The following is a 21,910-nucleotide window of genomic DNA, read 5'->3' as shown; positions in this document are numbered from 1 at the left end:
GTCCACGGCCGACCACAGGCGCAGGATGCCCTGGTGCCGGAACCGGCCGCGGCCGACGAGGTCGCCGACGGTCTTGCCCTCGGGCGCGCACCGGGAGCGCCGATGACGGCGAGCTTGGCGCCGACCTCGGCGGTCTCGTCCTCGCCGACCGTGATCTCGAGCAGCACACCGGAGGTGGGCGCCGGGATCTCGGTGTCGACCTTGTCCGTGGAGACCTCGAGCAGCGGCTCGTCGGCCTCGACGGAGTCGCCGACCGACTTCAGCCAGCGGGTGACGGTGCCCTCGGTGACGGACTCACCGAGCGCGGGCAGGACCACGTCGGTGCCCTGGGCGCCGGACGCACCGGCGGCAGCCTCGGGGGTGGGAGCCGGGGCGGGCGCGGCCTGCTCGGTGGAGGGCTGGGCGGCCGGCGCCGGGGCGGGGGCCTCGGCAGCCGGGGCCGGGGCCGGGGCCTCGGCGGCGGCGGGGGCCGGGGCGGCAGCGGGGGCGCCCGTGCCGTCGTCGATGACGGCCAGCTCGGCGCCGACCTCAACGGTCTCGTCCTCGGCGACCTTGATGGACGCCAGGACACCGGCGGCAGGGGAGGGGATCTCGGTGTCGACCTTGTCGGTCGAGACCTCGAGCAGCGGCTCGTCGGCCTCGACACGCTCACCCTCGGCCTTCAGCCAGCGAGTGACAGTGCCCTCGGTGACGCTCTCGCCGAGCGCCGGAAGGGTTACGGAAACCGCCATGGTTTCGGTTGCTCCTTACGGAAAGTGCGGAAGTCTGCGTTCGTCGCGGAGTCGCTTCGTCGACCGAGGGATCAGTCGTGCGAGTGAAGGGGCTTGCCGGCCAGAGCCAGGTGGGCCTCGCCCATCGCCTCGTTCTGGGTCGGGTGGGCGTGGATGAGCTGGGCGACCTCGGCGGGCAGCGCTTCCCAGTTGTAGATCAGCTGGGCCTCGCCGACCTGCTCGCCCATGCGGTCGCCGACCATGTGGACGCCGACCACGGCACCGTCCTTGACCTGGACGAGCTTGATCTCGCCCGAGGTGTTCAGGATCTTGCTCTTGCCGTTGCCCGCGAGGTTGTACTTCAGAGCGACGACCTTGTCCGCACCGTAGATCTCCTTGGCCTTGGCCTCGGTGATGCCCACGGAGGCGACCTCGGGGTGGCAGTACGTCACCCGCGGCACGCCGTCGTAGTCGATCGGGACGGTCTTGAGACCGGCCAGACGCTCCGCCACCAGGATGCCCTCGGCGAAGCCGACGTGCGCGAGCTGGAGCGTCGGGACCAGGTCACCGACGGCGGAGATGCTCGGGACGTTCGTCCGCATGTACTCGTCGACCAGGACGTAGCCGCGGTCCATCGCGACGCCCTGCTCCTCGTAGCCGAGACCGGCGGAGACGGGCCCGCGGCCCACCGCGACCAGCAGGACCTCGGCCTCGAACTCCTTGCCGTCGGCCAGGGTGACCTTGACGCCGTCGGCGGTGTACTCGGCCTTCGAGAAGAAGGTGCCCAGGTTGAACTTGATGCCGCGCTTGCGGAACGCGCGCTCAAGAAGCTTGGAGGAGTTCTCGTCCTCGACCGGGACGAGGTGCTTGAGGCCCTCGATGACCGTGACGTCCGTACCGAAGGACTTCCAGGCGGAGGCGAACTCGACGCCGATGACGCCGCCGCCGAGGACGATCGCCGACTTCGGCACGCGGTCCAGGACGAGGGCGTGGTCCGAGGAGATGATGCGGTTGCCGTCGATCTCCAGGCCCGGCAGCGACTTCGGCACGGAACCGGTCGCCAGCAGGACGTGGCGGCCATGGATGCGCTGGCCGTTCACGTCGACGGAGGTGGGGGAGGACAGTCGGCCCTCACCCTCGATGTACGTCACCTTGCGGGACGCGATGAGACCCTGCAGTCCCTTGTACAGGCCGGAGATGACACCGTCCTTGTACTTGTGGACGGCGGCCACGTCGATGCCCTCGAAGGTGGCCTTGACGCCGAACTGCTCGCTCTCGCGGGCCTGGTCGGCGATCTCGCCCGCGTGCAGGAGGGCCTTGGTGGGGATGCACCCCCGGTGCAGGCAGGTACCGCCGACCTTGTCCTTCTCGATCAGGGCGACGTCCAGGCCCAGCTGGGCCCCGCGCAGCGCCGCGGCGTAACCACCGCTACCACCGCCGAGGATCACTAGGTCGAAAACGGTGCTGGCGTCGTTCGCCACGTCACGTCCTCCATGCATGTGCGCCACGCCGGTCGTCCGCGACCGGTCGGCGGCTGGTGTCCGGCCGCTCTTTCTTCGGCCCTGTGATGGGGGCCCTGTCCTGCCGTGCCCCATCTTCGCACTTGTCGAGGGGCAACGAGACGCCGGGCCGGTGTGTGAGACGTCCCACGTTCAGTTGAGCGGATGGGGGAGGCGCATGAACGAGGGGGCTCCGCTCTACCCGCGCGCGGAGCCCCCTCTCGTTCACTCAGGTCTGCCCGGCGACATCCGCACCGGTGGTCCGGGCCGACCTGGAACGCAGCAGAGCAACCTCACCCGAGGTCGCCGGCCGCGGTGAGCTCCGCCAGCCGCACCAGCGTCCGTACCGCCGTGCCCGTGCCGCCCTTCGGCGTGTAGCCGAACGGTCCGCCCTCGTTGAAGGCCGGCCCCGCGATGTCCAGGTGCGCCCAGGTGATGCCCTCGCCCACGAACTCGCGCAGGAAGAGACCGGCGACCAGGCCGCTGCCCATCCGCTCGCCCATGTTCGCGATGTCGGCGGTGGGGGAGTCCATGCCCTTGCGCAGGTGCTCCGGCATCGGCATCGGCCAGGCCGGCTCGCCGACCTCCTCGGCGGCCTCGTGCACCGCGGAGCGGAACGCGTCGTCGTTCGCCATGATCCCGAAGGTCCGGCTGCCCAGTGCCAGCACCATCGCGCCGGTCAGCGTCGCGACGTCGACGATGGCGTCCGGCTTCTCCTGGGAGGCGGCCCACAGTGCGTCGGCCAGCACCAGGCGGCCCTCGGCGTCGGTGTTGAGGACCTCGACCGTCTTGCCGCTGTACATGCGCAGCACGTCACCGGGACGGGTCGCGGAACCCGACGGCATGTTCTCGGCCAGCGCCAGCCAGCCGGTGACGTTCACCTCCAGGCCCAGGCGCGCGGCGGCGACCACGGCGGCGAAGACGGCGGCCGCCCCGCTCATGTCGCACTTCATCGTCTCGTTGTGGCCGGCCGGCTTCAGCGAGATGCCGCCCGAGTCGTAGGTGATGCCCTTGCCGACGAACGCGAGGTGCTTCTTCGCCTTGCCGGAGGTGTACGACAGCTTCACCAGCCGCGGACCCGCCGCCGAACCGGCGCCGACGCCGAGGATGCCGCCGTAGCCGCCCTTCTCCAGGGCCTTCACGTCGAGCACCTGCACCTTGATGCCGTGCTCCTTGGCCGCGGCCGTCGCGACGGCGGCGAACGCCTCCGGGTTGAGGTCGTTCGGCGGGGTGTTGATCAGGTCGCGGGCGCGGTTGAGCTCCTCGGCGACGGCGGTGGCGCGCTCGACGGCCGCCTTGTGCTCCTTGTCGCGGGGCCTGGCGCCCAGCAGGGAGGCCTCGGCGAGCGGCGCCTTGCCGTTCTTGTCCTTGGCGTCCTTGCCACCCGCGTTGTTCTTGTAGGCGTCGAAGGAGTACGCGCCGAGGAGTACGCCCTCGCCGATCGCGCCGACGTCCGAGGCGTCCTGGACGGGCAGGGCGAAGGCGGCCTTCTTGGCGCCGGTGAGGGTGCGGGCCGCGGCACCGGCGGCCTTGCGCAGCGCCTCGCCGTCATAGGCTCCCCCGTTTGCGTCCTTGTCAGGCTCCGCGCCCAGGCCCACCGCCACCACGAGCGGGGCCTTGAAGCCGGCCGGCGCCGGCAGCTTCGTCACCTCGCCCTCGGCACCGGAGGCACCGAGGGTCTCCAGGACGCCGGCGAGCCTGCCGTCGTAGGCCTTGTCCACGGCCTCGGCGCCTGGTGCGACGATCAGGTCCCCAGACCTGGAGCCAGTGCCCTTGGCCACACCGATCACGATCGCGTCGGCCCGAAGACCGGGCGCCGCGGCGGTGCTGAGAGTGAGAGCAGTCACGGTGGTGAATTCTCGCTTCCAATGTGAAGTTTCTGTGGTCGATCTGTGTGGGTCGACCGGGCCCGACAGCCGACCCCGGAACCGGCCTCAGGGTGCGGTCTCAGCGGGGCCTTCCCCGGTACGGCGAACACTCGGGATGAGCCTACGCGTGTGTGCGCCTTCACTCATTCCTGTCGGCGTGCGCAGTACCCGGCATCGGAGATCATCCGTGGGGAACACTTCTACGCACCCTGGAGCCCGTTCGTTGAAACGTCCGATACGCCTGCTTTCCCTGCTCGCCCTGCTCGTGCTCACGGCAGGCTGCAGCAGCGCGCCCGACTCCGAGACGTCCGGCGGCCGTTGGCAGCCGCGCCCCGGCGTGGCCTGGCAGTGGCAGCTCAGCGGCCGCGTCGACACCTCCATCGACGTGCCGGTCTACGACATCGACGGCTTCGACCAGCCGAAGGCCACGGTCACCACCCTGCACGGCAAGGGCCGCAAGGTCATCTGCTACCTGTCCACCGGCGCCTGGGAGGACTGGCGCCCCGACGCGAAGAAGTTCCCGAAGTCCGTGCTCGGCAAGGGCAATGGCTGGAAGGGCGAGCGCTGGCTCGACGTCCGCCGCACCGACGTACTGGAGCCGCTGATGGCGGCACGCTTCGACATGTGCCGCAAGAAGGGCTTCGACGCGGTGGAGCCCGACAACATGGACGGCTACAAGAACACCACCGGCTTCCCGCTCAAGGCCGCCGACCAGCTCCGCTACAACCGCCTGATCGCGAAGCTGGCCCACGACCGGGGCATGGCGGTCGGCCTGAAGAACGACCTGGACCAGATCCCGCAGCTGGTCGGGGACTTCGACTTCGCGGTCAACGAACAGTGCGCCCAGTACGGCGAGTGCGCCGCCGAGAAGCCCTTCATCAAGGCCGGCAAGGCCGTCTTCCACGTCGAGTACGAGCTGCCGACCAGCCGCTTCTGCGCCGAGTCCCGTCGGCTGAGGCTCAGCTCGATGCTCAAGAAGTACGAACTGGGGGTGTGGCGCCGGGCGTGCTGACCCCGAGCACGGTGACCGCCGTGCCCGCCAGCCGGTCGGCGAGGGAGCGGTGGGTGGGGGAGAAGACCGACAGCGCGTTGAGCAGGAAGACGACCACGGCCAGCGCCCACACCAGCACCGACAGCACGAACCGCCCCTCCACCAGCAGGATGCAGGCGACGGCGTAGACGGCGAGGTCGGCGGCCGTGGTGACCGCGGCACGCACCGCGGCCCGGCTGGGGGCGCTCGGGGTGACCCGCAGCCCGAGCAGCCCCTTGCCGAGGGTCCGTCCGGCGAGGGCGAGGCAGCCCCACTGGTAGAGGAACGTCGCCACGACCAGCATCCCGAAGGCCTCCTCCACGTCGAGCACCGCCTTGTGCCACAGCGACAGCCCGAGGGTCTCCGAGGCGCCGACGACGTCGCCCTGCGAGCTCAGCAGGTCGAAGCCGCCGTGGACGGCGAGTTCCGGCGCGTCGGTGAGCAGCCCGGCTATCCGGTGGAAGGTCAGCACGGCGAGCAGATACGCCAGCGTGAGCACCAGCGCGAAGTCGATGAACCAGGCCACGGCACGACGAAGCTTCGGCACGAACATCCCCCGATCACGATCACTTGTCCGTGTACGGCGGAAGAGACTACTGCCCCAGCGAAAGCGCCAGGAGCGAAACCGTCGCAGCCGTCTCGGCAAGCCCCCCGAACACATCGCCGGTGACCCCGCCGAAGCGGCGCCTGCAGTGGCGGAGCAGCAGTTCGGCCACGGCGAGGGCCGCGACGACCGCGGCCGCCGTACGGACCACGTCGTACGTCCCCACAAGCGCACCCCCGGCGGCCGCCGCACCGGTCACCACGACCGCCGCGACCACCGCCGCCCGCACCGGCACCACACCCGCGACCGCCGCCCCCAGCCCCTCGGGCCGGGCGGCCGGCACCCCCGTGCGCGCGGCCAGGGTGAGCGCCAGCCGGGCGGCCGTCGCCGAGACGACGGCGGCGAGCGCACCCCGGGCCCACGAGTCGCCGTACGCCTGAGCCAGCGCCGCCACCTGCGCCAGCAGGACGAAGACGAGCGTGATCACCCCGAACGGCCCGATGTCCGACTGCTTCATGATCCGCAGCGCGTCCTCCGCGGGCTTCCCGCTGCCGAGCCCGTCCGCGGTGTCCGCGAGCCCGTCGAGATGCAGACCGCGGGTGAGGACGGCGGGCACGGCGGCGGAGGCGACGGCGGAGAGCGGCGCGCCCGCACCCAGCGCCAGCAGCACCACGCCGGCCAGCGCCGCACACCCGCCGACGACCAGCCCGGCGAGCGGGGCGCAGAGCATGCCGCCGCGCGCGGCGTCCCGGTCCCAGCGGGTCACCTTCACCGGGAACACGGTGAGGGTGCCGAAGGCGAAACGGAGGCCGTCCGGCCAGGGGGTCTTGACCACCGGCGCAGGTTACCGGGCGGTCCGCAAGAGGGCCGAGGCGGCCGTGGATACAGTGCGCATATGGGACATTGGTTGCAGCGCAACATCATCGAGCCAGGCAAGCTGCCGCTGCTGCTCGCCCTCACCGCGTTCGTGCTGACGTTCCTGATCACCCGGCTCGTCACCCGCCTCATCCGGGCCGGCAGGGGGCCCTTCGGGAACGTGAAGGCGGGCGGGCTGCACATCCATCACGTCGTGCCCGGCGTCGTCCTCATCGTCGTCGGCGGCTTCGGGGCGGTGGCCAGCAGCCGGTACGGCTTCGGCGCGGCCGTCTGCGCCGTCGTGTTCGGCATGGGTGCGGGACTCGTCCTCGACGAGTTCGCGCTGATCCTGCACCTCGACGACGTCTACTGGACCGAGGAGGGCCGCAAGAGCGTCGAGGTCGTCGTCCTCACGGCGGCGCTGGTGGGGCTGGTGCTCTCCGGGTTCTCGCCGTTCGGCGTCAACGACATGAGCCAGGACGAGCTGCACAACCGGGGCGGCGTGATCTCCACCGTCGTGGTCAACTTCCTGTTCTCGCTGGCCGTCCTCAGCAAGGGCAAGGCGCGGATGGCGATCTTCAGCGTGATCGTCCCGCTCATCGGCCTCATCGGTCTGATCCGCCTGGCCCGCCCCGGCTCGCCCTGGGCCAGACGCTTCTACCGCCGCCGCCCGCGCGCCAGGGCCAGGTCCACGCTGCGGGCGTATCACCATGACCGGCGGTGGGCCGGTCCGCGCCGCAGGCTCCAGGACCTGCTCGGCGGCAAGCCCGACCCGGTGCCGGGCCGCACCCCGTAGGGGCGCGGCCCCGCCCACGACGGCGCAGCGGTCAGGATCTGGCCTGCGGAAAACCCGGCCCGGATTCGATCCGCGCCATCGGCCGGTGGCGATGCCGTACCGCCGAGATGAAGCACAGGGCCCCCACCGCCGCGATCGCCGCCATGTGCTCCTTGCCGGCGAGATTCCCCTTCAGCAGGACCTCGACCGCCATCGCCGCCGTCACCGCGCACGCCGTGACATACGCGCCGTAGCGCCAGCCGAGGAACACGGCGAGGCCCACCACCGCCGCCGACGGGCCGGTGTCCACGACCCAGGCGTCCGAGGAGGGCAGTCCGAAGGCGTTCTCGAAGCCCAGCCAGATGCCCAGGCGGGCGTAGAGCGTGCCGGCGAGCGTGGCGGAGTAGGCGATGACGAGGGTGCGCCAGCGGCCGATGCAGATCTCCGCGACGCCGAACACGAACAGGACCTGCGCGAGCGCACCCCACACGGGGAGGTCGAGAGCCGGGACGAACAGCGACAGGGGAGTGCGCAGCAGCGACTGCCACAACGGGTCCTCGGCGCGCACGCCCCCGGTGTTCTCCACGAACCGATAACCCCACGGCTGGTTCTGCACGACCTGTATGGCCGTCGTCAGCGCCACCGCCCCGAGAGTCATCGGGATCGCCCGCCAGCGCCGCTTCAGCAGCGACTCACGCACCGTGACGAACAGGAGCCCCCATTCGGCACGGGCCCAGCGGGCGAGCCTGTTCATCCGGCGATCCTCATCTGTGCGTCTCCAGGTGCTTGCGGTGCAGCCACTTCGGCAGTCCCGGCGCCAGGCCCTCCAGGAACCCCTCCGCGCGCGCCGAGGCGATGCCGATGCGCGGCAGGTCCGCGCTCTTCTCGAAGAGCAGGAACCGCGGCTCCCAGATGGGCCGGTACTTGGCGTTGGCGCGGTACAGCGACTCGATCTGCCACCAGCGCGAGAAGAAGCTGAGCAGTGAGCGCCACAGCCTCAGCACCGGCCCGGCACCGAGGCGTGCGCCACGTTCAAAGACCGAACGGAACATCGCGAAGTTGAGCGAGACCTGCGTGATCTCGATCTCGCGGGCGCGCCGCAACAGCTCGATGACCATGAACTCCATCAGGCCGTTCTCACAGGCGCGGTCCCGGCGCATCAGGTCGAGGGAGAGGCCGTGCGGGCCCCACGGCACGAAGGAGAGAAGCGCCCTCAACTCACCCTCGCCGTCGGTGCACTCGAGCATCACGCACTGTCCGTCCTCGGGATCCCCGAGCCGACCCAGCGCCATGCTGAACCCGCGCTCGGTTGCCCCGTCGCGCCAGTCGTCCGCCCGCGTGAGCAGATACGTCATTTCCTCTGCCGGAATCTCCTCGTGCCGCCGGATACGCACCGTGTACCCAGCCCGCTTCACCCGGTTGTAGGCCTGCCGCACGGTGCGCATGGCCCGTCCGTCGAGGGTGAAGTCGGCGACCTCCACCACAGCCTCGTCGCCGAGCTCCAGGGCGTCCAGGCCGTGCCGCGCGTACACCGTTCCGGCCTCCTCGCTCGCCCCCATCACGGCCGGGATCCACCCGTGAGCGCGGGCCTCGGCGAGCCACGGCTCGATGGCGCCCGGCCAGGCCTCCGGGTCGCCGATCGGATCACCGGACGCCAGCGAGACGCCCCCGACGACCCGGTACGCGACGGCCGCCTTGCCGGTCGGCGACCACACCACGCTCTTCTCCCGCCGCAGCGCGAAGTACCCGAGCGAGTCCCGCTCGCCCTGCCGCTCCAGCAGCTCCCGCAGCCGCTTCTCGTCGTCCTCGGTGAGCGGGTCGACGGCCCGCCGGGAGCGGAAGGCGGCGTAGAAGACGGCGAGGACGAGGATCGTGCTGAGCACGTTGATGGCGACGTTCACCCAGTTCGGCGCGTCGATGCCGGGGAAGCGGGACTCGTCGACGGCGACGGAGACGAGCCGCAGGGTGCCGTAGCGCCAGCGCTCCAGGAACGTCGAAACGGCCGCGTCCGGCGCCTGGTTGGTGACCGTCACCAGCATCGCGGCGAACAGCGAGGCGACCAGCGTGCCGCCCACCGCGACCGCGGCGGCGAGCTTCGGGTTGGAGCGGTCGCCCTTGGCATAGAACTCCCGCCGACCGACCAGCAGGGCGAGGACGAACAGGGCCGTCAGGCCCAGCGAGATCCAGTTCTGGGCGTACTGCCGGATCTCCGGGTACGCCATCGCGAAAGCGAACAGCCCGAGGAACGAGCCGGCCAGCGCGAGGTTGAGGATCCATGCGGCGCGCTTGCGACGCCGCATGGTGACGGCGAGGAACGCCGTGAACACCCCGGAGGCGAAACCGGCGGTCAGCAGATACGGGGTGAAGAAGTTCTCCTGGTTGTGCCGCCGCACGTCCTGCCCCAGGGAGACCCAGACGGCACTGAGGAAATTGACGAACGCGACGGCCCGCAAATACCAGACGGCGAATGCGGCAGCGCGCCGCGAGGCAATTCGGGCATCTCCCATGAGTGAGGATCATATGGGCGATGCCTTGATGAACCCATCCATCTTTTGTCTGCGGCTCTGTCGACTTTCGGTCCTCCTGCGGCCTACTCGGTCTGCTCCTTCGTGTCGACGTCCTCGGCCGACTCATTCCCGGGTTCATCCTTCTCAGGTACCCCCAAGGCCTGCGGCTTCTCCGGCAGCTCGGCGGACAGCGCCGCCGCGGCCTGCACCAGCGGCAGCGCCAGCAGCGCCCCCGCACCCTCGCCCACGGTCACCCCGTGCGAGAGCAGTGGCTCCAGGGCCATCCGGTCCAGCGCCTTCGCCTGCCCCGGCTCCCCGCTGTCGTGCGCGGCCAGCCACCAGTCCGGCGCCCGGAACGCGATCCGCTGCCCCACCAGGGCGCAGGCGGCCGTCACGACCCCGTCCAGGATCACCGGCATCTTGCGCACCGCGCTCTGCAGCAGGAACCCCGTGATCGCGGCGAGGTCGGCCCCGCCCACGGTGGCCAGCAGCTGCAGCTGGTCGCCCAGCACCGGCCGGGCCCGGCGCAGCGCGTCCCGGATCGCCGCGCACTTGCGCATCCATGCCAGGTCGTCGATGGCGAGCCCGCCCCGCCCGGTGACCACGGACGCGTCGGTGCCGCACAGCGCGGCGACCAGCACCCCGGCCGCGGTCGTCCCGCCCACGCTCACATCGCCGAGCACCACCAGATCCGTACCGGAGTCGGCCTCCTCGTCGGCCACCGCGACTCCGGCCAGGAACGCGGCCTCCGCCTCCTCGGCCGTCAGCGCGTCCTCCAGGTCGATACGTCCGCTGCCGCGCCGCACCCGGTGCCGTACGACCTCGGCGGGCAAGGTGTCGGGGTCGCAGTCCAGCGCCATGTCGACGATCCGCACCGGCACGCCCAGCCGCCGGGCGAGCACCGACACCGGACGGCCGCCCTCCAGGACCTCCCGCACCAACTGGTGGGCGCCGCCCGCGGGCCCTGCCGAGACACCCAGTTCGGCGACTCCGTGGTCGCCGGCGAAGAGGACCACCCGGGGCCGTTCGATCGGCCGCACCGGCACGGCGGACTGGGCCGCCGAAAGCCACTCACCCAGGTCGTCGAGGCGGCCCAGCGACCCTGGCGGCACGATCTGACGCTCCCTGCGCGCCTCGGCGTCGCGGCGCACCCCGCCGTCGGGACGCTCGATCAGATCGGTGAAGTCGTCGAGATTAAGCGAGCTCATTCGCCGAACAGTACCGGCACCGGCCGAACGGGACAGCGCCACATGGTCACCACGCGCGCGTGACGTCTTTGCCTCCGGGATATGGATCCCATACGTTCCGTTTTGCAGCGGATTGTCCTACGCCTCCGGGAGCCGCCATGACCTACCCGAGCACCCATGTCAGCGCCCGTGACCGGCGCCGGCACCTCTCGGTGGCCCGCGCGGTCCTGCGGCTCCTGCCCGAACCGGAGAGCTGGCTGGACGTGGGCACGGGCGACGCCCACTTCCCGGGAACGGCACGCGAACTGTTCCCCTACACCTCCTTCGACGGCCTCGACCCCACCCCACGCGTGTCCTACGCCTGCCATGCCGAGCGCGTCGAGGAGGCCTTCGTAGGGCAGGTGACGGACCCTCACATCACCACGATCCTGCGTGGCCGCTACGACGTCGTCACACTCCTCCAGCACCGCTCACCGGTCACGGACCTCCGCGCCGAACTCCGCGCCGCCCTCACGCTCGTCCGCCGCGGCGGCCTCCTCCTCGTCGAGACCCAGCCCGCGCAGTCGCCCGCCCTGCGTACCCAACTCGACTTCCACGGCTGCACGATCCTCGCGACGAGCCGGCACCTCCTCGGCCAGTTCCCGTACACGCACCGGATCATCGCGCGCCGCAGTCCCTCAGCCCCGTAGCACCATCGCCTGCCCCGCCACCACCAGCACCACCTGCTCGCACTCCCCGGCGAACGCCGCGTTCAGCCGCCCGAGTTCATCGCGGTACCGGCGCCCCGAAGCGGTCGCCGGCACGATCCCCGAGCCGACCTCGTTGGACACGGCGACCACGGTCCGCCGGCTCGCCCGTACCGCGTCCGTCAGCTCCCGCACCCGCTCCCGCAGGGCCCGTTCCCCGCCGTCGGCCCACTGAGCGTCGTCCCACGCCCCGACGGCGTCCATCGCGTCCGTCAGCCACAGCGACAGACAGTCGACGAGCAGCGGCGGGCCGTCGACCGCCAGCAGCGGCACCAGATCGCAGGTCTCGGCCGTCCGCCAGGACCCCGGCCGGCGCTCCCGGTGGACGGCGACCCGGGACGCCCACTCCGTGTCCCCGCCCCGCGTGCCGCCCGTCGCCACGTACAGCACGTCCGGAAAGGCCTCCAGGCGCCGTTCGGCCTCCACCGACTTCCCGGACCGTGCCCCGCCCAGCACCAGCGTCCGCCGCGGCACATCGGGTACGTCCTCGTACACCCCCACCGTCAGCGTCGCCCCGTCCGGCACGGCCCGCGCCCCCGCGGCGGCGAGCCGCCGCCGCAGCTCCGGCCCCGGCGGCACGTCGTGGTCGAGATGGACGGCGACGACATCCGTGGTCGGGCCGACGGTGCCGACCGCCCGCAGCTTGGCCAGCGCGTCCGGTCGCCCCACCACGTCGGTCAGCACCATGTCGTACACCGCGGCCCCGTTGTTCTCCAGCCCGGCCGGCGCACCTCCCGGCGGCAGATACAGCAGCCGCTGCCCGTTCGGCCCGGTCACCGCATACCCCGTGCCCGGCCCGTCCATCGCCACCGCCCGCACCCGATGCCCCGTCAGCAGCGCCAACTCCCGCCCGTCCGGCACCCGCCCGGCCTGCGGAAGCCCCGCCGGCACCTCGACCACGGGCCCGCGGTGCGGATGCGACAACAGCACCTGCCGTACGCCGGCGAGCGAGTGCCCGGCCCGCGCCGCCGCGAACGCCGCGCCCGGCGTCAGGTCGAGCAGCAAAGTCCCGTCCACGAGCACCGCGGTCGCCGCCCGGGCGTCCGCGCCGAGCGCGGTCGCACAGGCAGCACAGGGACAGTCGGGGCGGGGCAGTCCCGCGGGGGCACCGGTGCCGAGCAGAGTCACTTCCACGGAAGTGATTTTCGCGTGTCTGCGCAGGTGCTGCCCATCCGACTAGGCTTCGCGCAGGAGGCGGACCAAGATCCGCCTTCTGCTCTGCAGGTGCTCAGACACGGGAGGCGTACATGACGTCATGGACGTGGCGGTTCGAGAAGGCCGACGGGGCGGAGGTCCAGCCCGCGGTCCAGCCCGAGGAGTTCACCACGCAGGGGGACGCCGAGTCCTGGATCGGGGAGCACTGGAAGGCCCTGCAGGACGGCGGCGCCGACCAGGTGCGGCTGTTCGAGGACTCCGCGGAGATCTACGGGCCGATGAGCCTGCACGCCGAAGAGGCGTAGCCGGTACGGAGAGGGAGGGAGCGGCCGCAATCCGGCCGCTCCCTCCCTCCTCCTGCCACTGCGCGCCCAGCGTGATGACGTCCCCGGCCTGGATGCCCGCCTTGTCGGCCGCCCCGCCGCTCCGTACGGCCTGATGATCCGGTCGGCGACCGTCTTCACCATCGGCGGCCGCCTTCGGCCCGCTCGGCGCCTTGTCCACCTTGATGACGGCGAGGTCCTGGTCCGGTACGAGTCAACGAGCCGGGCGGTGAGCGCGTCCTCTGGCTGCGACCTGTGCCAAGCGCCCTCGGCGCAGTCCGCTGCGGTGCGGCAGCGCCCCCTCAGGGGCGCGGGGCTGTATCGATATGCGGCTCCGCCGCGCGGGCGCGACCAGCCACGACGGACCCGCAGGCGATCGACGGCCAACGGCGGCCACGCGGCGCAGCCGCACACCGGCACAGTCCGCGGAGCGGAACGGTCAGCCGCGCACCCCGCAAAGGTGCAGCAACGCCGCCACCCCGCGGTACGGATCCGTCCGCCCGGCCCGCTCCTCGACCGCGAGCAAGGTCTCCATGTCGGCGGGGATCTCCGTCCCGTCCGCCGCCGTGTCCGTGAACACCCGCACCCCGTACCAGGCATGCAGCGGCGCGGCGATCCCGGCGAGTGTCGCGGTCAGCGCCTCCAGGCGGTCGGCCCGCACGTCGAGCCCCAGCCGGTTCCTGTACGACACGGTGTCGAAGGCCCCCAGCGCACCGGCCCAGTCCCCGGACAGCCCCGGCCGCATCGCCAGCGCGTCACCGTTGCGTACCAGCAGCGACAGCAGCCCGCCGTGGGCCAGCATCCGGGCCAGCCCGGCCAGCAGCGGATCCGGCTCCTCGACGTACATCAGCACCCCGTGGCACAGCACCACGTCGAAGCTGCCCGGCAGGAAGTGCACCCCGGTGTCCCGGCCGTCGCCCTCGATGATCCGCACCCGTTCGCGGATGCCCTCGGGCTCGACGGAAAGGGCCTCCCGCGCGGTCGCGACCATCGTCGGATCCTGCTCCAGCCCGGTCACCTGATGCCCGGCCCGCGCCAGTCGCAGCGCCTGCGTGCCCTGGCCCATGCCCACGTCGAGCACCCGCAGCCGCTGCCCGACCGGGAAACGCCCCGCTATCTGCTCGTCGAGCTGCCGGGCCACCAGCTCCTGCCGTACGGCATTGCGCAGACCACCCAGTTTGCCCAGCCAGGCATCCGCCGCGCCCCCGGAGAACGACGTAGTGCTCAGGGCCGCTCTCCGCGCTTGACCTGCGGCTTCGGCAGCCGGAGCCGGCGCATCTGGAGGGAGCGCATCAGGGCGTACCGGGTGGCGCCCTTCGTGTTCTGGTCCGGGAAGCGCTCGGCGAGCGCCTTCTTCAGCCGGAAGGCGCTGACGATCGCGTCCAGCACGATCAGCACGATCACGACGAGCCACAGCAGCAGCGCGATGCTCTGCAGCGCGCCCACCCGCACCATGCTCAGCACGAGGATGACCACGGCCATCGGCAGGAAGAACTCCGCCACGTTGAACCGGGAGTCGATCCAGTCACGGGCGAACTTCCGCACCGGACCCTTGTCACGGGCGGGCAGGTAGCGCTCGTCACCGCCGGCCAGCGCCTGGCGCTGCCGCTCCAGCGCGGCACGGCGCTCCTCGCGCTGGCGCTTGGAGGCGTCCTTGCGCGTCATCGAGGTGTTGGCGACGCTGCGGCGCTGGGACTGGGCCTCACTGCGCTTGGGCGTGGGCCGACCCTTCTTGGCCTGCGGGTCACGGGGCTGCTTGGAGTCGGTCAGCGACGCCTTGTCGGCGACGGCTGCCTTCTCTTCCTTGGCACGGCTACGGAACACAAAACCCAAGGGTACGGGGTGGCCGGGGTTGGACCCCAGCCCCGTGGGGAACGATCCGGCAACACCAGTCGTCATGTAAGGGACAGAGGGGACGTTGCACGTGCTTCCGGCCCCGGAGTCGGCGGGGGTGTCCTTGGGGGGACACCTACTCCCTACGCCGGAGCGGGAGCGGTTGCAGTCGTCCTTGGGGATGAGCGCATCCGTCCCCGAACAGTGCGTCAATGGATGCAGGGCCCGTACTGTGGGTTCTGTCGCAGAGCTGGAGCTGGAAGTCCGTCAGAAGGGGGCGCGCGAAGCCCATGAGCGGTGTCATGAAGCGTATGGGGATGATCTTCCGCGCGAAGGCGAACAAGGCCCTTGACCGGGCCGAGGACCCGCGCGAAACCCTCGATTACTCGTACCAGAAGCAGCTTGAGCTGCTCCAGAAGGTGCGCCGCGGCGTCGCCGACGTGGCGACGTCCCGCAAGCGCCTGGAACTCCAGCTGAACCAGCTGCAGGGCCAGTCCACCAAGCTGGAGGACCAGGGCCGCAAGGCGCTCGCACTCGGCCGTGAGGACCTCGCCCGCGAGGCGCTCTCCCGCCGTGCCGCGCTCCAGCAGCAGGTCACCGACCTGGAGACACAGCACGCGACGCTCCAGGGCGAGGAGGAGAAGCTCACCCTGGCGGCCCAGCGGCTCCAGGCCAAGGTCGACGCCTTCCGCACGAAGAAGGAGACGATCAAGGCGACGTACACCGCCGCCCAGGCCCAGACCCGCATCGGCGAGGCCTTCTCCGGCATCTCGGAGGAAATGGGCGACGTGGGCCTTGCGATCCAGCGCGCCGAGGACAAGACCGCCCAGCTGCAGGCCCGCGCCGGCGCGATCGACGAGCTCCTCGCCTCGGGTGCCCTGGACGACCAGTCCGGCATGCACAAGGACGAGATCCAGGCCGAGCTGGACCGGATCTCCGGTGGCTCCGACGTGGAGCTTGAACTGCAGCGTATGAAGGCGGAGCTCGCCGGAGGTTCGCCCCAGCAGGCGATCGAGGGCGGCACAGGGCAGTCTCAGTCCCAGCAGCAGCCGCAGGACACCCCCCGCTTCGACAAGCAGTAGGGCCCACGCCTAGGAGGCCGACATGGGCGACATGATCGTGAGGATCATGGGGGAGGGGCAGGTGAGGCTGGCCGACAGCCACCTCACCGAACTCAACAAGCTCGACGACGTCCTCCTTCACGAAATGGAGAACGGCGACGGGCCCGGCTTCCGCCGCACCCTGGAGGCCCTCCTCGCCAAGGTCCGCGAACTGGGCGACCCGCTTCCGGACGACTCCCTGGAACCGTCGGAACTGATCCTGCCGTCCCAGGACGCGACCTTGGAGGAGGTCCGCGATCTGCTGCGCGACGACGGCTTGATCCCGGGCTGACGGTGTTGCTCTGGCCGCCGGTCGGTAAATCCAGCCCGTCGTGGGGGTCCCCCCGCTCGAGCGGAGCCGAGAGTGGGGGAGTCTGAGGACGTGGCCCCTTCAGGGCCGAAGCGGGGGTCTGGGGGCGGCAGCCCCCAGTGCGGGCACGCCACCGCCGGGTGCAGGACGAACGAAGCCGCAGCTGACCCCCGTTCCAAGCCCCGCAGAGACGCCGTACTGTTCAGACGTGAGCGGCACCCTGGAACGAACGAGATGTCGCCTGACGGCGCACCCCCTCGCGCTGGACGCAGCCCTGGCGGCCGGCGTGCTCGCCTGCATGGTGGCCGGTTCCTTCGTCGACCCGCACGGCAAGAACGGCGTCACCTGGGGCGTCCGCACCCCCGACACCCTCGCCCTCGTCCTCATGGTCCTCGGCGCCCTCGCCCTGGTCTTCCGCCGCCGCGCCCCGAGGACGGTCCTCGCCCTCACCGGCACCGTCTCCCTCGTCGAGTGCATCGTCGGCGACCCCCGCGCCCCCGTCGCGATGTCCGCGGTCGTCGCTCTCTTCACCGTCGCCGCCAGCACCGACCGCCCCACCACCTGGCGCCTCGGCCTGCTCACGATGACGGTCCTCACCGGCGCCTCCATGCTCTTCGGCCCCCTCCCGTGGTACGCCCAGGAGAACCTCGCCATCTTCGCCTGGACCGGCATCGGCGCCACCGCCGGCGACGCCGTCCGCAGCCGCCGCGCCGTCGTCCAGGCCATCCGCGAGCGCGCCGAGCGAGCCGAACGCACCCGCGAGGAGGAGGCCCGCCGCCGGGTCGCCGAGGAACGCCTCCGCATCGCCCGCGATCTGCACGACGTCGTCGCCCACCACATCGCCCTGGTCAACGTCCAGGCGGGCGTCGCCGCGCACGTCATGGACAAGCGCCCCGACCAGGCCAAGGAGGCCCTCGCCCACGTCCGTGAGGCCAGCCGCTCCGCACTGAACGAACTCCGTGCCACCGTCGGCCTGTTGCGCCAGTCCGGCGATCCCGAGGCCCCCACCGAACCCGCTCCCGGCCTGGACCGCCTCGACGAACTCGTCGGCACCTTCCGCAGCGCCGGCCTGCATGTCGAGGTCGCCCGCGCCGACAACGGCACCACCCTCCCCGCCGCCGTCGGCCTGGCCGCGTACCGCGTCATCCAGGAAGCCCTCACCAACGTCCAGAAACATGCCGGTACGGAGGCGAAGGCCGAGGTCAGCGTCGTACGCGTGGGTCCGAACGTGGAGATCACCGTCCTGGACAACGGCTCCGGCGAGGACGACGCCCCCGACAGCGGCGGCGGCCACGGGCTGCTCGGCATGCGCGAACGCGTCACCGCCCTGCGCGGCACGCTCACCACCGGCCCCCGCTACGGCGGCGGCTTCCGCGTCCATGCGATCCTGCCGGTCAAGACCCGTACGGCCGCCCCGGGGGGAACCGCATGACGATCCGCGTCCTGCTCGCCGACGACCAGGCGTTGCTGCGCAGCGCCTTCCGCGTGCTCGTCGACTCCGAGCCCGACATGGAGGTCGTCGGCGAGGCCTCCGACGGCGCTCAGGCGGTACGGCTGGCCAAGGAGGAGCGGGCCGACGTCGTGCTGATGGACATCCGCATGCCAGGCACCGACGGCCTCGCCGCCACCCGCATGATCAGCACCGATCCCACCCTCGCCCACGTCCGCATCGTCATCCTCACCACCTTCGAGGTCGACGACTACGTCGTGCAGTCCCTGCGGGCCGGTGCCTCCGGCTTCCTCGGCAAGGGAAGCGAGCCGGAGGAGCTGCTGAACGCGATCCGGATCGCGGCCGGCGGCGAGGCCCTGCTCTCCCCGGCCGCCACCAAGGGCCTGATCGCCCGCTTCCTCGCCCAGGGCGACGCGGACGACGGCCGCGACCCCGCCCGCACCGAACGCCTGGAGGCGCTCACCGTCCGCGAGCGCGAGGTCCTGGTCCAGGTCGCCGGCGGCCATTCCAACGACGAGATAGCCGAACGCCTCGAGGTCAGCCCGCTCACCGTGAAGACCCATGTCAACCGGGCCATGGCCAAGCTGGGCGCCCGCGACCGGGCGCAGCTGGTCGTGATCGCTTACGAGTCCGGGCTGGTACGTCCAAGGGTGGAGTGAGCTCGACCCGGCCGTACTGCGGCCGGAGTATGCGCCGTATGAGGAAATGGACCTGGGGCCTACGGATCACCGCGCACCGATGGCACAGGGTGTAGAGGCGGGCGCTCAGATGTGCGCCGCACTTCGTACTGCCTGCCTTTCTGCCGCTCATCTGCCGCTCACAGAAGAGAGACCCCTGACCCATGTCCTGGCTGTCCAGATTCAGCCTCGCGCAGCGTGCCCTGATCGGGCTGATGTCCGTCATCGCGCTCGCCTTCGGGGCGATCGCGATACCCCAGCTCAAGCAGCAGCTGCTGCCCTCCATCGAACTGCCCGTGGTGTCCGTCCTCGCGCCGTACCGGGGCGCGTCCCCGGATGTCGTCGAGAAGCAGGTCGTGGAGCCCCTCGAGAACAACCTCGAAGCCGTGGACGGCGTTTCGGGCGTCACCTCGACGGCCAGTGAGGGCAACGCCGTGATCATGGCGTCCTTCGACTACGGCAACGACACCAAGCAGCTCGTCGCCGACGTCCAGCAGGCCGTCAACCGGGCCCGCGCCCAGCTCCCGGACGGCGTCGACCCGCAGGTCGTCGCCGGTTCCACCGACGACATGCCGACCGTCGTACTCGCCGTCACCTCCGGAAAGGACCAGCAGGCCCTCGCCGACCGGCTCGACAAGACCGTCGTACCGGGCCTGAAGGACATCGACGGCGTCGGCCGGGTCACGGTCGACGGCGTACGGGACCTGCAGGTCACCGTCACGCCGGACGACAAGAAGCTCGCGAAGGCCGGCCTCACCACGCAGGCGCTGGCGCAGGCCCTGCAGGCGGGCGGCGCGACCGTCCCCGCCGGCTCCTTCGACGAGGGCGGCACCAACCGCACCGTCCAGGTCGGCGGCGGCTTCACCTCCCTCGCCCAGATCCAGGACCTGATGGTCGCCGGCGAGGGCACTTCGGCCGCGGCCGACAGACCAGTACAGCCGGTCCGCCTGGGTGACGTGGCCACCGTCACGCAGCAGCAGGCCACCGCCGACTCCATCACCCGCACCGACGGCAAGCCCTCCCTCGCCGTCACGGTCACCATGGACCACGACGGCAGCGCGGTCGCCATCTCGAACGCGGTCAAGGACAAACTGCCGGGTCTCCGCAAGGACTTGGGCTCCGGCACGAAGATCACGGTCGTCAGCGACCAGGGCCCGGCGGTCTCGAAGGCCATCAGCGGTCTGACGACGGAGGGCGGGCTGGGCCTCCTCTTCGCAGTCCTCGTGATCCTGGTCTTCCTGGCCTCGGTCCGCTCGACACTCGTTACGGCGGTGTCGATCCCCCTCTCGGTCGTCCTGGCCCTGATCGTCCTGTGGACGCGTGACCTGTCCTTGAACATGCTGACGCTGGGCGCGCTGACGATCGCCATCGGCCGGGTGGTCGACGACTCGATCGTGGTCCTGGAGAACATCAAACGGCACCTCGGCTACGGCGAGGAGCGCCGGGCGGCGATCCTGAACGCCGTCCGTGAGGTGGCCGGCGCGGTGACGTCCTCTACTCTCACCACGGTCGCCGTCTTCCTGCCGATCGGCCTGGTGGGCGGCATGGTGGGGCAGCTGTTCGGCCCGTTCAGCCTGACGGTGACGGCGGCCCTGCTGGCGTCGCTCGTCGTGTCCCTGACGGTCGTACCGGTCCTGTCGTACTGGTTCCTGCGCGCTCCGAAGGGCACGCCGGAGGACGTGGAAGAGGCCCGCCGCAAGGCGGAGGAGAAGGAGACGCGAAGCCGCCTCCAGCGCGTCTACGTCCCCGTCCTCCGCTTCGCGACCCGCCGCCGTCTGACCAGCGTGCTGCTGGCGGTGGTGGTCCTGGTGGGCACCTTCGGCATGGCGCCGCTGCTGAAGACGAACTTCTTCGACCAGGGCGAGCAGGAAGTCCTCACCGTCAAACAGGAGTTGAAGCCGGGCACCAGTCTGGCGGCGACCGACGAGCAGGCGAAGAAGGTCGAGCAGCTGCTCGCCTCGGTGCAGGGCGTCAAGGACTACCAGGTGACGGTCGGTTCGTCCGGCTTCATGGCGGCCTTCGGCGGCAGCACGGACACCAACCATGCGTCGTACCAGGTGATGCTGAAGGACGGCGCGTCGGCCACGCACGTCCAGGACGCCATCGAGTCGGGTCTGAAGAAGCTCTCCGGCATCGGTACGACGACGGTCTCGGCCGGTGCCGGCTTCGGCAACCAGGACCTGAGCGTGGTCGTGAAGGCGGCCGACGGGAACGTCCTGCGCAAGGCCTCGGAGCAGGTGCGCGCGGCGGTGGCCGGCCTCGACCACGTCACGGACGTCACCAGCGACCTCTCGCAGAGCGTGCCGCGTATCTCGGTGACGGCCAACTCCCGTGCCGCGGCGGCCGGTTTCAACGACCAGACCCTCGGTGCAGCGGTCGCCCAGGCGGTGAAGGGCACCACGGCGGCCAAGGCGATCCTGGACGACACCGAGCGGGACGTGGTCATCAAGTCGGCGACCCCGGCGACCACGCTGGACCAACTGAAGAACCTGCAGCTGGGCCCGGTGAAGCTGGGCGACATCGCCACGGTGCGGCTGGTCGACGGCCCGGTCTCGATGACCCGTATCGACGGCCGGCGGGCGGCGACCATCACCGCGAAGCCGACGGGCGACAACACGGGCGCGGTCAGCGCCAAGCTCCAGTCCAGGATCAAGGCCCTGAAGCTCCCGGCGGGCGCCACGGCCGAGATCGGCGGCGTCACGTCCGACCAGGACAGCGCGTTCAAGAACCTGGGCCTGGCGATGCTGGCGGCGATCGCGATCGTGTTCATGCTGCTGGTGGCGACGTTCCGCTCGCTGGCCCAGCCGCTGATCCTGCTGGTCTCCATCCCCTTCGCGGCGACCGGCGCGATCGGTCTGCTCGTCGCCACGGGCACCCCGATGGGCGTCCCCGCGATGATCGGCATGCTGATGCTGATCGGCATCGTGGTGACGAACGCGATCGTGCTGATCGACCTGATCAACCAGTACCGCAAGCAGGGTTACGGCGTCGTGGAAGCCGTGGTGGAGGGCGGCCGGCACCGTTTGCGGCCGATCCTGATGACGGCGTTGGCGACGATCTTCGCGCTGTTGCCCATGGCCCTGGGCGTCACGGGCGAGGGCGGCTTCATCGCCCAGCCCCTGGCGGTGGTGGTGATCGGCGGCCTGATCACCTCAACCCTCCTGACCCTCCTCCTGGTCCCGACGCTGTACGCGATGCTGGAGCTCCGGAAGGAGCGGCGGGCTCGGAAGCGGGCGGCGAAGAGGGTGGCTCGGGGAGCCGAGGAGGCGGAGGTGCTGGAACCGGCGGGGGTGTAGTCAGCGTAGAGGCCCGGGGCGCGGCCGGGGTGTGGGCGGGGCGGG

At 71.1% G+C, this 21,910-nt stretch carries 20 protein-coding genes; 9 read left to right on the top strand and 11 right to left on the bottom strand.

All coding sequences use genetic code 11. From position 1 onward, the window contains the following. From AB0N07_RS43925 to AB0N07_RS43915, 3 genes are all read right to left on the bottom strand, one after another. On the bottom strand, positions 1–731 hold a 731-nt coding region (locus tag AB0N07_RS43925), incomplete at its 3' end, for a biotin/lipoyl-containing protein (protein WP_365845337.1). Positions 732–802: 71 nt separating this feature from the next. Beyond that, on the bottom strand, positions 803–2,191 hold the full coding sequence (gene lpdA, locus AB0N07_RS43920) for a dihydrolipoyl dehydrogenase (RefSeq protein WP_365845335.1): 1,389 nt from the start codon (positions 2,189–2,191) through the stop codon (positions 803–805). A 311-nt stretch (positions 2,192–2,502) separates the two neighbouring features. Further along, positions 2,503–4,056: a leucyl aminopeptidase gene (locus AB0N07_RS43915; RefSeq protein ID WP_365845333.1), complete on the bottom strand. Its 1,554-nt coding sequence runs from the start codon at positions 4,054–4,056 to the stop codon at positions 2,503–2,505. Positions 4,057–4,300: 244 nt separating this feature from the next. On the opposite strand from AB0N07_RS43915, the gene AB0N07_RS43910 reads away from it, so the two are divergent. After that, positions 4,301–5,089, top strand: coding sequence for an endo alpha-1,4 polygalactosaminidase (locus AB0N07_RS43910; protein WP_365845331.1), 789 nt, complete (start codon positions 4,301–4,303; stop codon positions 5,087–5,089). On the opposite strand, the gene AB0N07_RS43905 is transcribed toward AB0N07_RS43910, so the two are convergent. Continuing rightward, the gene (locus AB0N07_RS43905) at positions 5,049–5,654 is read right to left on the bottom strand and encodes an RDD family protein (protein WP_365845330.1); all 606 of its coding nucleotides are present in this window, start codon (positions 5,652–5,654) and stop codon (positions 5,049–5,051) included. The two genes, AB0N07_RS43910 and AB0N07_RS43905, sit on opposite strands and share 41 nt — an antisense overlap. 46 nt (positions 5,655–5,700) lie before the next feature. Beyond that, the gene (gene cobS, locus AB0N07_RS43900; protein ID WP_365845328.1) at positions 5,701–6,486 is read right to left on the bottom strand and encodes an adenosylcobinamide-GDP ribazoletransferase; all 786 of its coding nucleotides are present in this window, start codon (positions 6,484–6,486) and stop codon (positions 5,701–5,703) included. Positions 6,487–6,546: 60 nt separating this feature from the next. On the opposite strand from cobS, the gene AB0N07_RS43895 reads away from it, so the two are divergent. Continuing rightward, the gene (locus tag AB0N07_RS43895) at positions 6,547–7,302 is read left to right on the top strand and encodes a hypothetical protein (protein WP_365845325.1); all 756 of its coding nucleotides are present in this window, start codon (positions 6,547–6,549) and stop codon (positions 7,300–7,302) included. A gap of 31 nt (positions 7,303–7,333) precedes the next feature. On the opposite strand, the gene AB0N07_RS43890 is transcribed toward AB0N07_RS43895, so the two are convergent. From AB0N07_RS43890 to cobT, 3 genes are all read right to left on the bottom strand, one after another. Further along, positions 7,334–8,035, bottom strand: coding sequence for a hypothetical protein (locus AB0N07_RS43890; RefSeq protein ID WP_365845323.1), 702 nt, complete (start codon positions 8,033–8,035; stop codon positions 7,334–7,336). Positions 8,036–8,045: 10 nt separating this feature from the next. Continuing rightward, positions 8,046–9,788 (bottom strand): phosphatidylglycerol lysyltransferase domain-containing protein, encoded by a 1,743-nt coding sequence (locus tag AB0N07_RS43885; RefSeq protein ID WP_365845321.1) that lies wholly within the window; start codon positions 9,786–9,788, stop codon positions 8,046–8,048. A gap of 83 nt (positions 9,789–9,871) precedes the next feature. Further along, the gene (cobT, locus tag AB0N07_RS43880) at positions 9,872–10,996 is read right to left on the bottom strand and encodes a nicotinate-nucleotide--dimethylbenzimidazole phosphoribosyltransferase (RefSeq protein ID WP_365845319.1); all 1,125 of its coding nucleotides are present in this window, start codon (positions 10,994–10,996) and stop codon (positions 9,872–9,874) included. Between the two features lie 137 nt (positions 10,997–11,133). On the opposite strand from cobT, the gene AB0N07_RS43875 reads away from it, so the two are divergent. Beyond that, the gene (locus tag AB0N07_RS43875; RefSeq protein WP_365845317.1) at positions 11,134–11,664 is read left to right on the top strand and encodes a methyltransferase domain-containing protein; all 531 of its coding nucleotides are present in this window, start codon (positions 11,134–11,136) and stop codon (positions 11,662–11,664) included. On the opposite strand, the gene AB0N07_RS43870 is transcribed toward AB0N07_RS43875, so the two are convergent. Beyond that, positions 11,653–12,855 carry a bifunctional adenosylcobinamide kinase/adenosylcobinamide-phosphate guanylyltransferase gene (locus AB0N07_RS43870; protein ID WP_365845315.1) on the bottom strand — a complete coding sequence of 401 codons (1,203 nt, stop codon included), beginning with the start codon at positions 12,853–12,855 and terminating at the stop codon, positions 11,653–11,655. The genes AB0N07_RS43875 and AB0N07_RS43870 overlap by 12 nt on opposite strands. Positions 12,856–12,968: 113 nt before the next feature. Between AB0N07_RS43870 and AB0N07_RS43865 the strand changes: the two genes are divergently transcribed. Continuing rightward, positions 12,969–13,181, top strand: a complete 213-nt coding sequence (locus AB0N07_RS43865; RefSeq protein ID WP_365845313.1) for a hypothetical protein — start codon at positions 12,969–12,971, stop codon at positions 13,179–13,181. Between the two features lie 457 nt (positions 13,182–13,638). On the opposite strand, the gene AB0N07_RS43860 is transcribed toward AB0N07_RS43865, so the two are convergent. Then, entirely contained in the window at positions 13,639–14,340 is a 702-nt protein-coding gene (locus AB0N07_RS43860) for a methyltransferase domain-containing protein (protein WP_365845311.1), read from the bottom strand. An 83-nt stretch (positions 14,341–14,423) separates the two neighbouring features. Further along, positions 14,424–15,098, bottom strand: coding sequence for a DUF3043 domain-containing protein (locus AB0N07_RS43855; protein WP_365845309.1), 675 nt, complete (start codon positions 15,096–15,098; stop codon positions 14,424–14,426). A gap of 236 nt (positions 15,099–15,334) precedes the next feature. Between AB0N07_RS43855 and AB0N07_RS43850 the strand changes: the two genes are divergently transcribed. From AB0N07_RS43850 to AB0N07_RS43830, 5 genes are all read left to right on the top strand, one after another. Continuing rightward, complete coding sequence (locus AB0N07_RS43850) at positions 15,335–16,114, top strand: PspA/IM30 family protein (RefSeq protein WP_365845306.1); 780 nt, start codon at positions 15,335–15,337, stop codon at positions 16,112–16,114. 31 nt (positions 16,115–16,145) lie between these two features. Beyond that, entirely contained in the window at positions 16,146–16,424 is a 279-nt protein-coding gene (locus tag AB0N07_RS43845) for a hypothetical protein (RefSeq protein ID WP_365845340.1), read from the top strand. Positions 16,425–16,650: 226 nt separating this feature from the next. Next, positions 16,651–17,874 carry a sensor histidine kinase gene (locus AB0N07_RS43840; RefSeq protein ID WP_365845304.1) on the top strand — a complete coding sequence of 408 codons (1,224 nt, stop codon included), beginning with the start codon at positions 16,651–16,653 and terminating at the stop codon, positions 17,872–17,874. After that, the gene (locus tag AB0N07_RS43835) at positions 17,871–18,551 is read left to right on the top strand and encodes a response regulator transcription factor (protein WP_365845302.1); all 681 of its coding nucleotides are present in this window, start codon (positions 17,871–17,873) and stop codon (positions 18,549–18,551) included. The genes AB0N07_RS43840 and AB0N07_RS43835 overlap by 4 nt, the downstream gene beginning before the upstream one ends. Positions 18,552–18,733: 182 nt before the next feature. Further along, entirely contained in the window at positions 18,734–21,865 is a 3,132-nt protein-coding gene (locus AB0N07_RS43830) for an efflux RND transporter permease subunit (protein ID WP_365845300.1), read from the top strand. The last annotated feature ends 45 nt before the right edge of the window (positions 21,866–21,910 follow it).

This window comes from Streptomyces sp. NPDC051172, assembly GCF_040682555.1.
Taxonomy (GTDB): domain Bacteria; phylum Actinomycetota; class Actinomycetes; order Streptomycetales; family Streptomycetaceae; genus Streptomyces.
This window is presented reverse-complemented; position numbering and strand designations above follow the sequence as displayed.

Excerpts from the sequence above, each read along its gene's own strand:
- AB0N07_RS43895 (WP_365845325.1), top strand. The coding sequence starts at position 6,547 with ATGGGACATTGGTTGCAGCGCAACATCATCGAGCCAGGCAAGCTGCCG.
- AB0N07_RS43890 (WP_365845323.1), bottom strand. The coding sequence starts at position 8,035 with ATGAACAGGCTCGCCCGCTGGGCCCGTGCCGAATGGGGGCTCCTGTTC.
- AB0N07_RS43885 (WP_365845321.1), bottom strand. The coding sequence starts at position 9,788 with ATGGGAGATGCCCGAATTGCCTCGCGGCGCGCTGCCGCATTCGCCGTC.
- cobT (WP_365845319.1), bottom strand. The coding sequence starts at position 10,996 with ATGAGCTCGCTTAATCTCGACGACTTCACCGATCTGATCGAGCGTCCC.
- AB0N07_RS43875 (WP_365845317.1), top strand. The coding sequence starts at position 11,134 with ATGACCTACCCGAGCACCCATGTCAGCGCCCGTGACCGGCGCCGGCAC.
- AB0N07_RS43865 (WP_365845313.1), top strand. The coding sequence starts at position 12,969 with ATGACGTCATGGACGTGGCGGTTCGAGAAGGCCGACGGGGCGGAGGTC.
- AB0N07_RS43855 (WP_365845309.1), bottom strand. The coding sequence starts at position 15,098 with ATGACGACTGGTGTTGCCGGATCGTTCCCCACGGGGCTGGGGTCCAAC.
- AB0N07_RS43850 (WP_365845306.1), top strand. The coding sequence starts at position 15,335 with ATGAAGCGTATGGGGATGATCTTCCGCGCGAAGGCGAACAAGGCCCTT.
- AB0N07_RS43845 (WP_365845340.1), top strand. The coding sequence starts at position 16,146 with ATGATCGTGAGGATCATGGGGGAGGGGCAGGTGAGGCTGGCCGACAGC.
- AB0N07_RS43835 (WP_365845302.1), top strand. The coding sequence starts at position 17,871 with ATGACGATCCGCGTCCTGCTCGCCGACGACCAGGCGTTGCTGCGCAGC.
- AB0N07_RS43830 (WP_365845300.1), top strand. The coding sequence starts at position 18,734 with ATGTCCTGGCTGTCCAGATTCAGCCTCGCGCAGCGTGCCCTGATCGGG.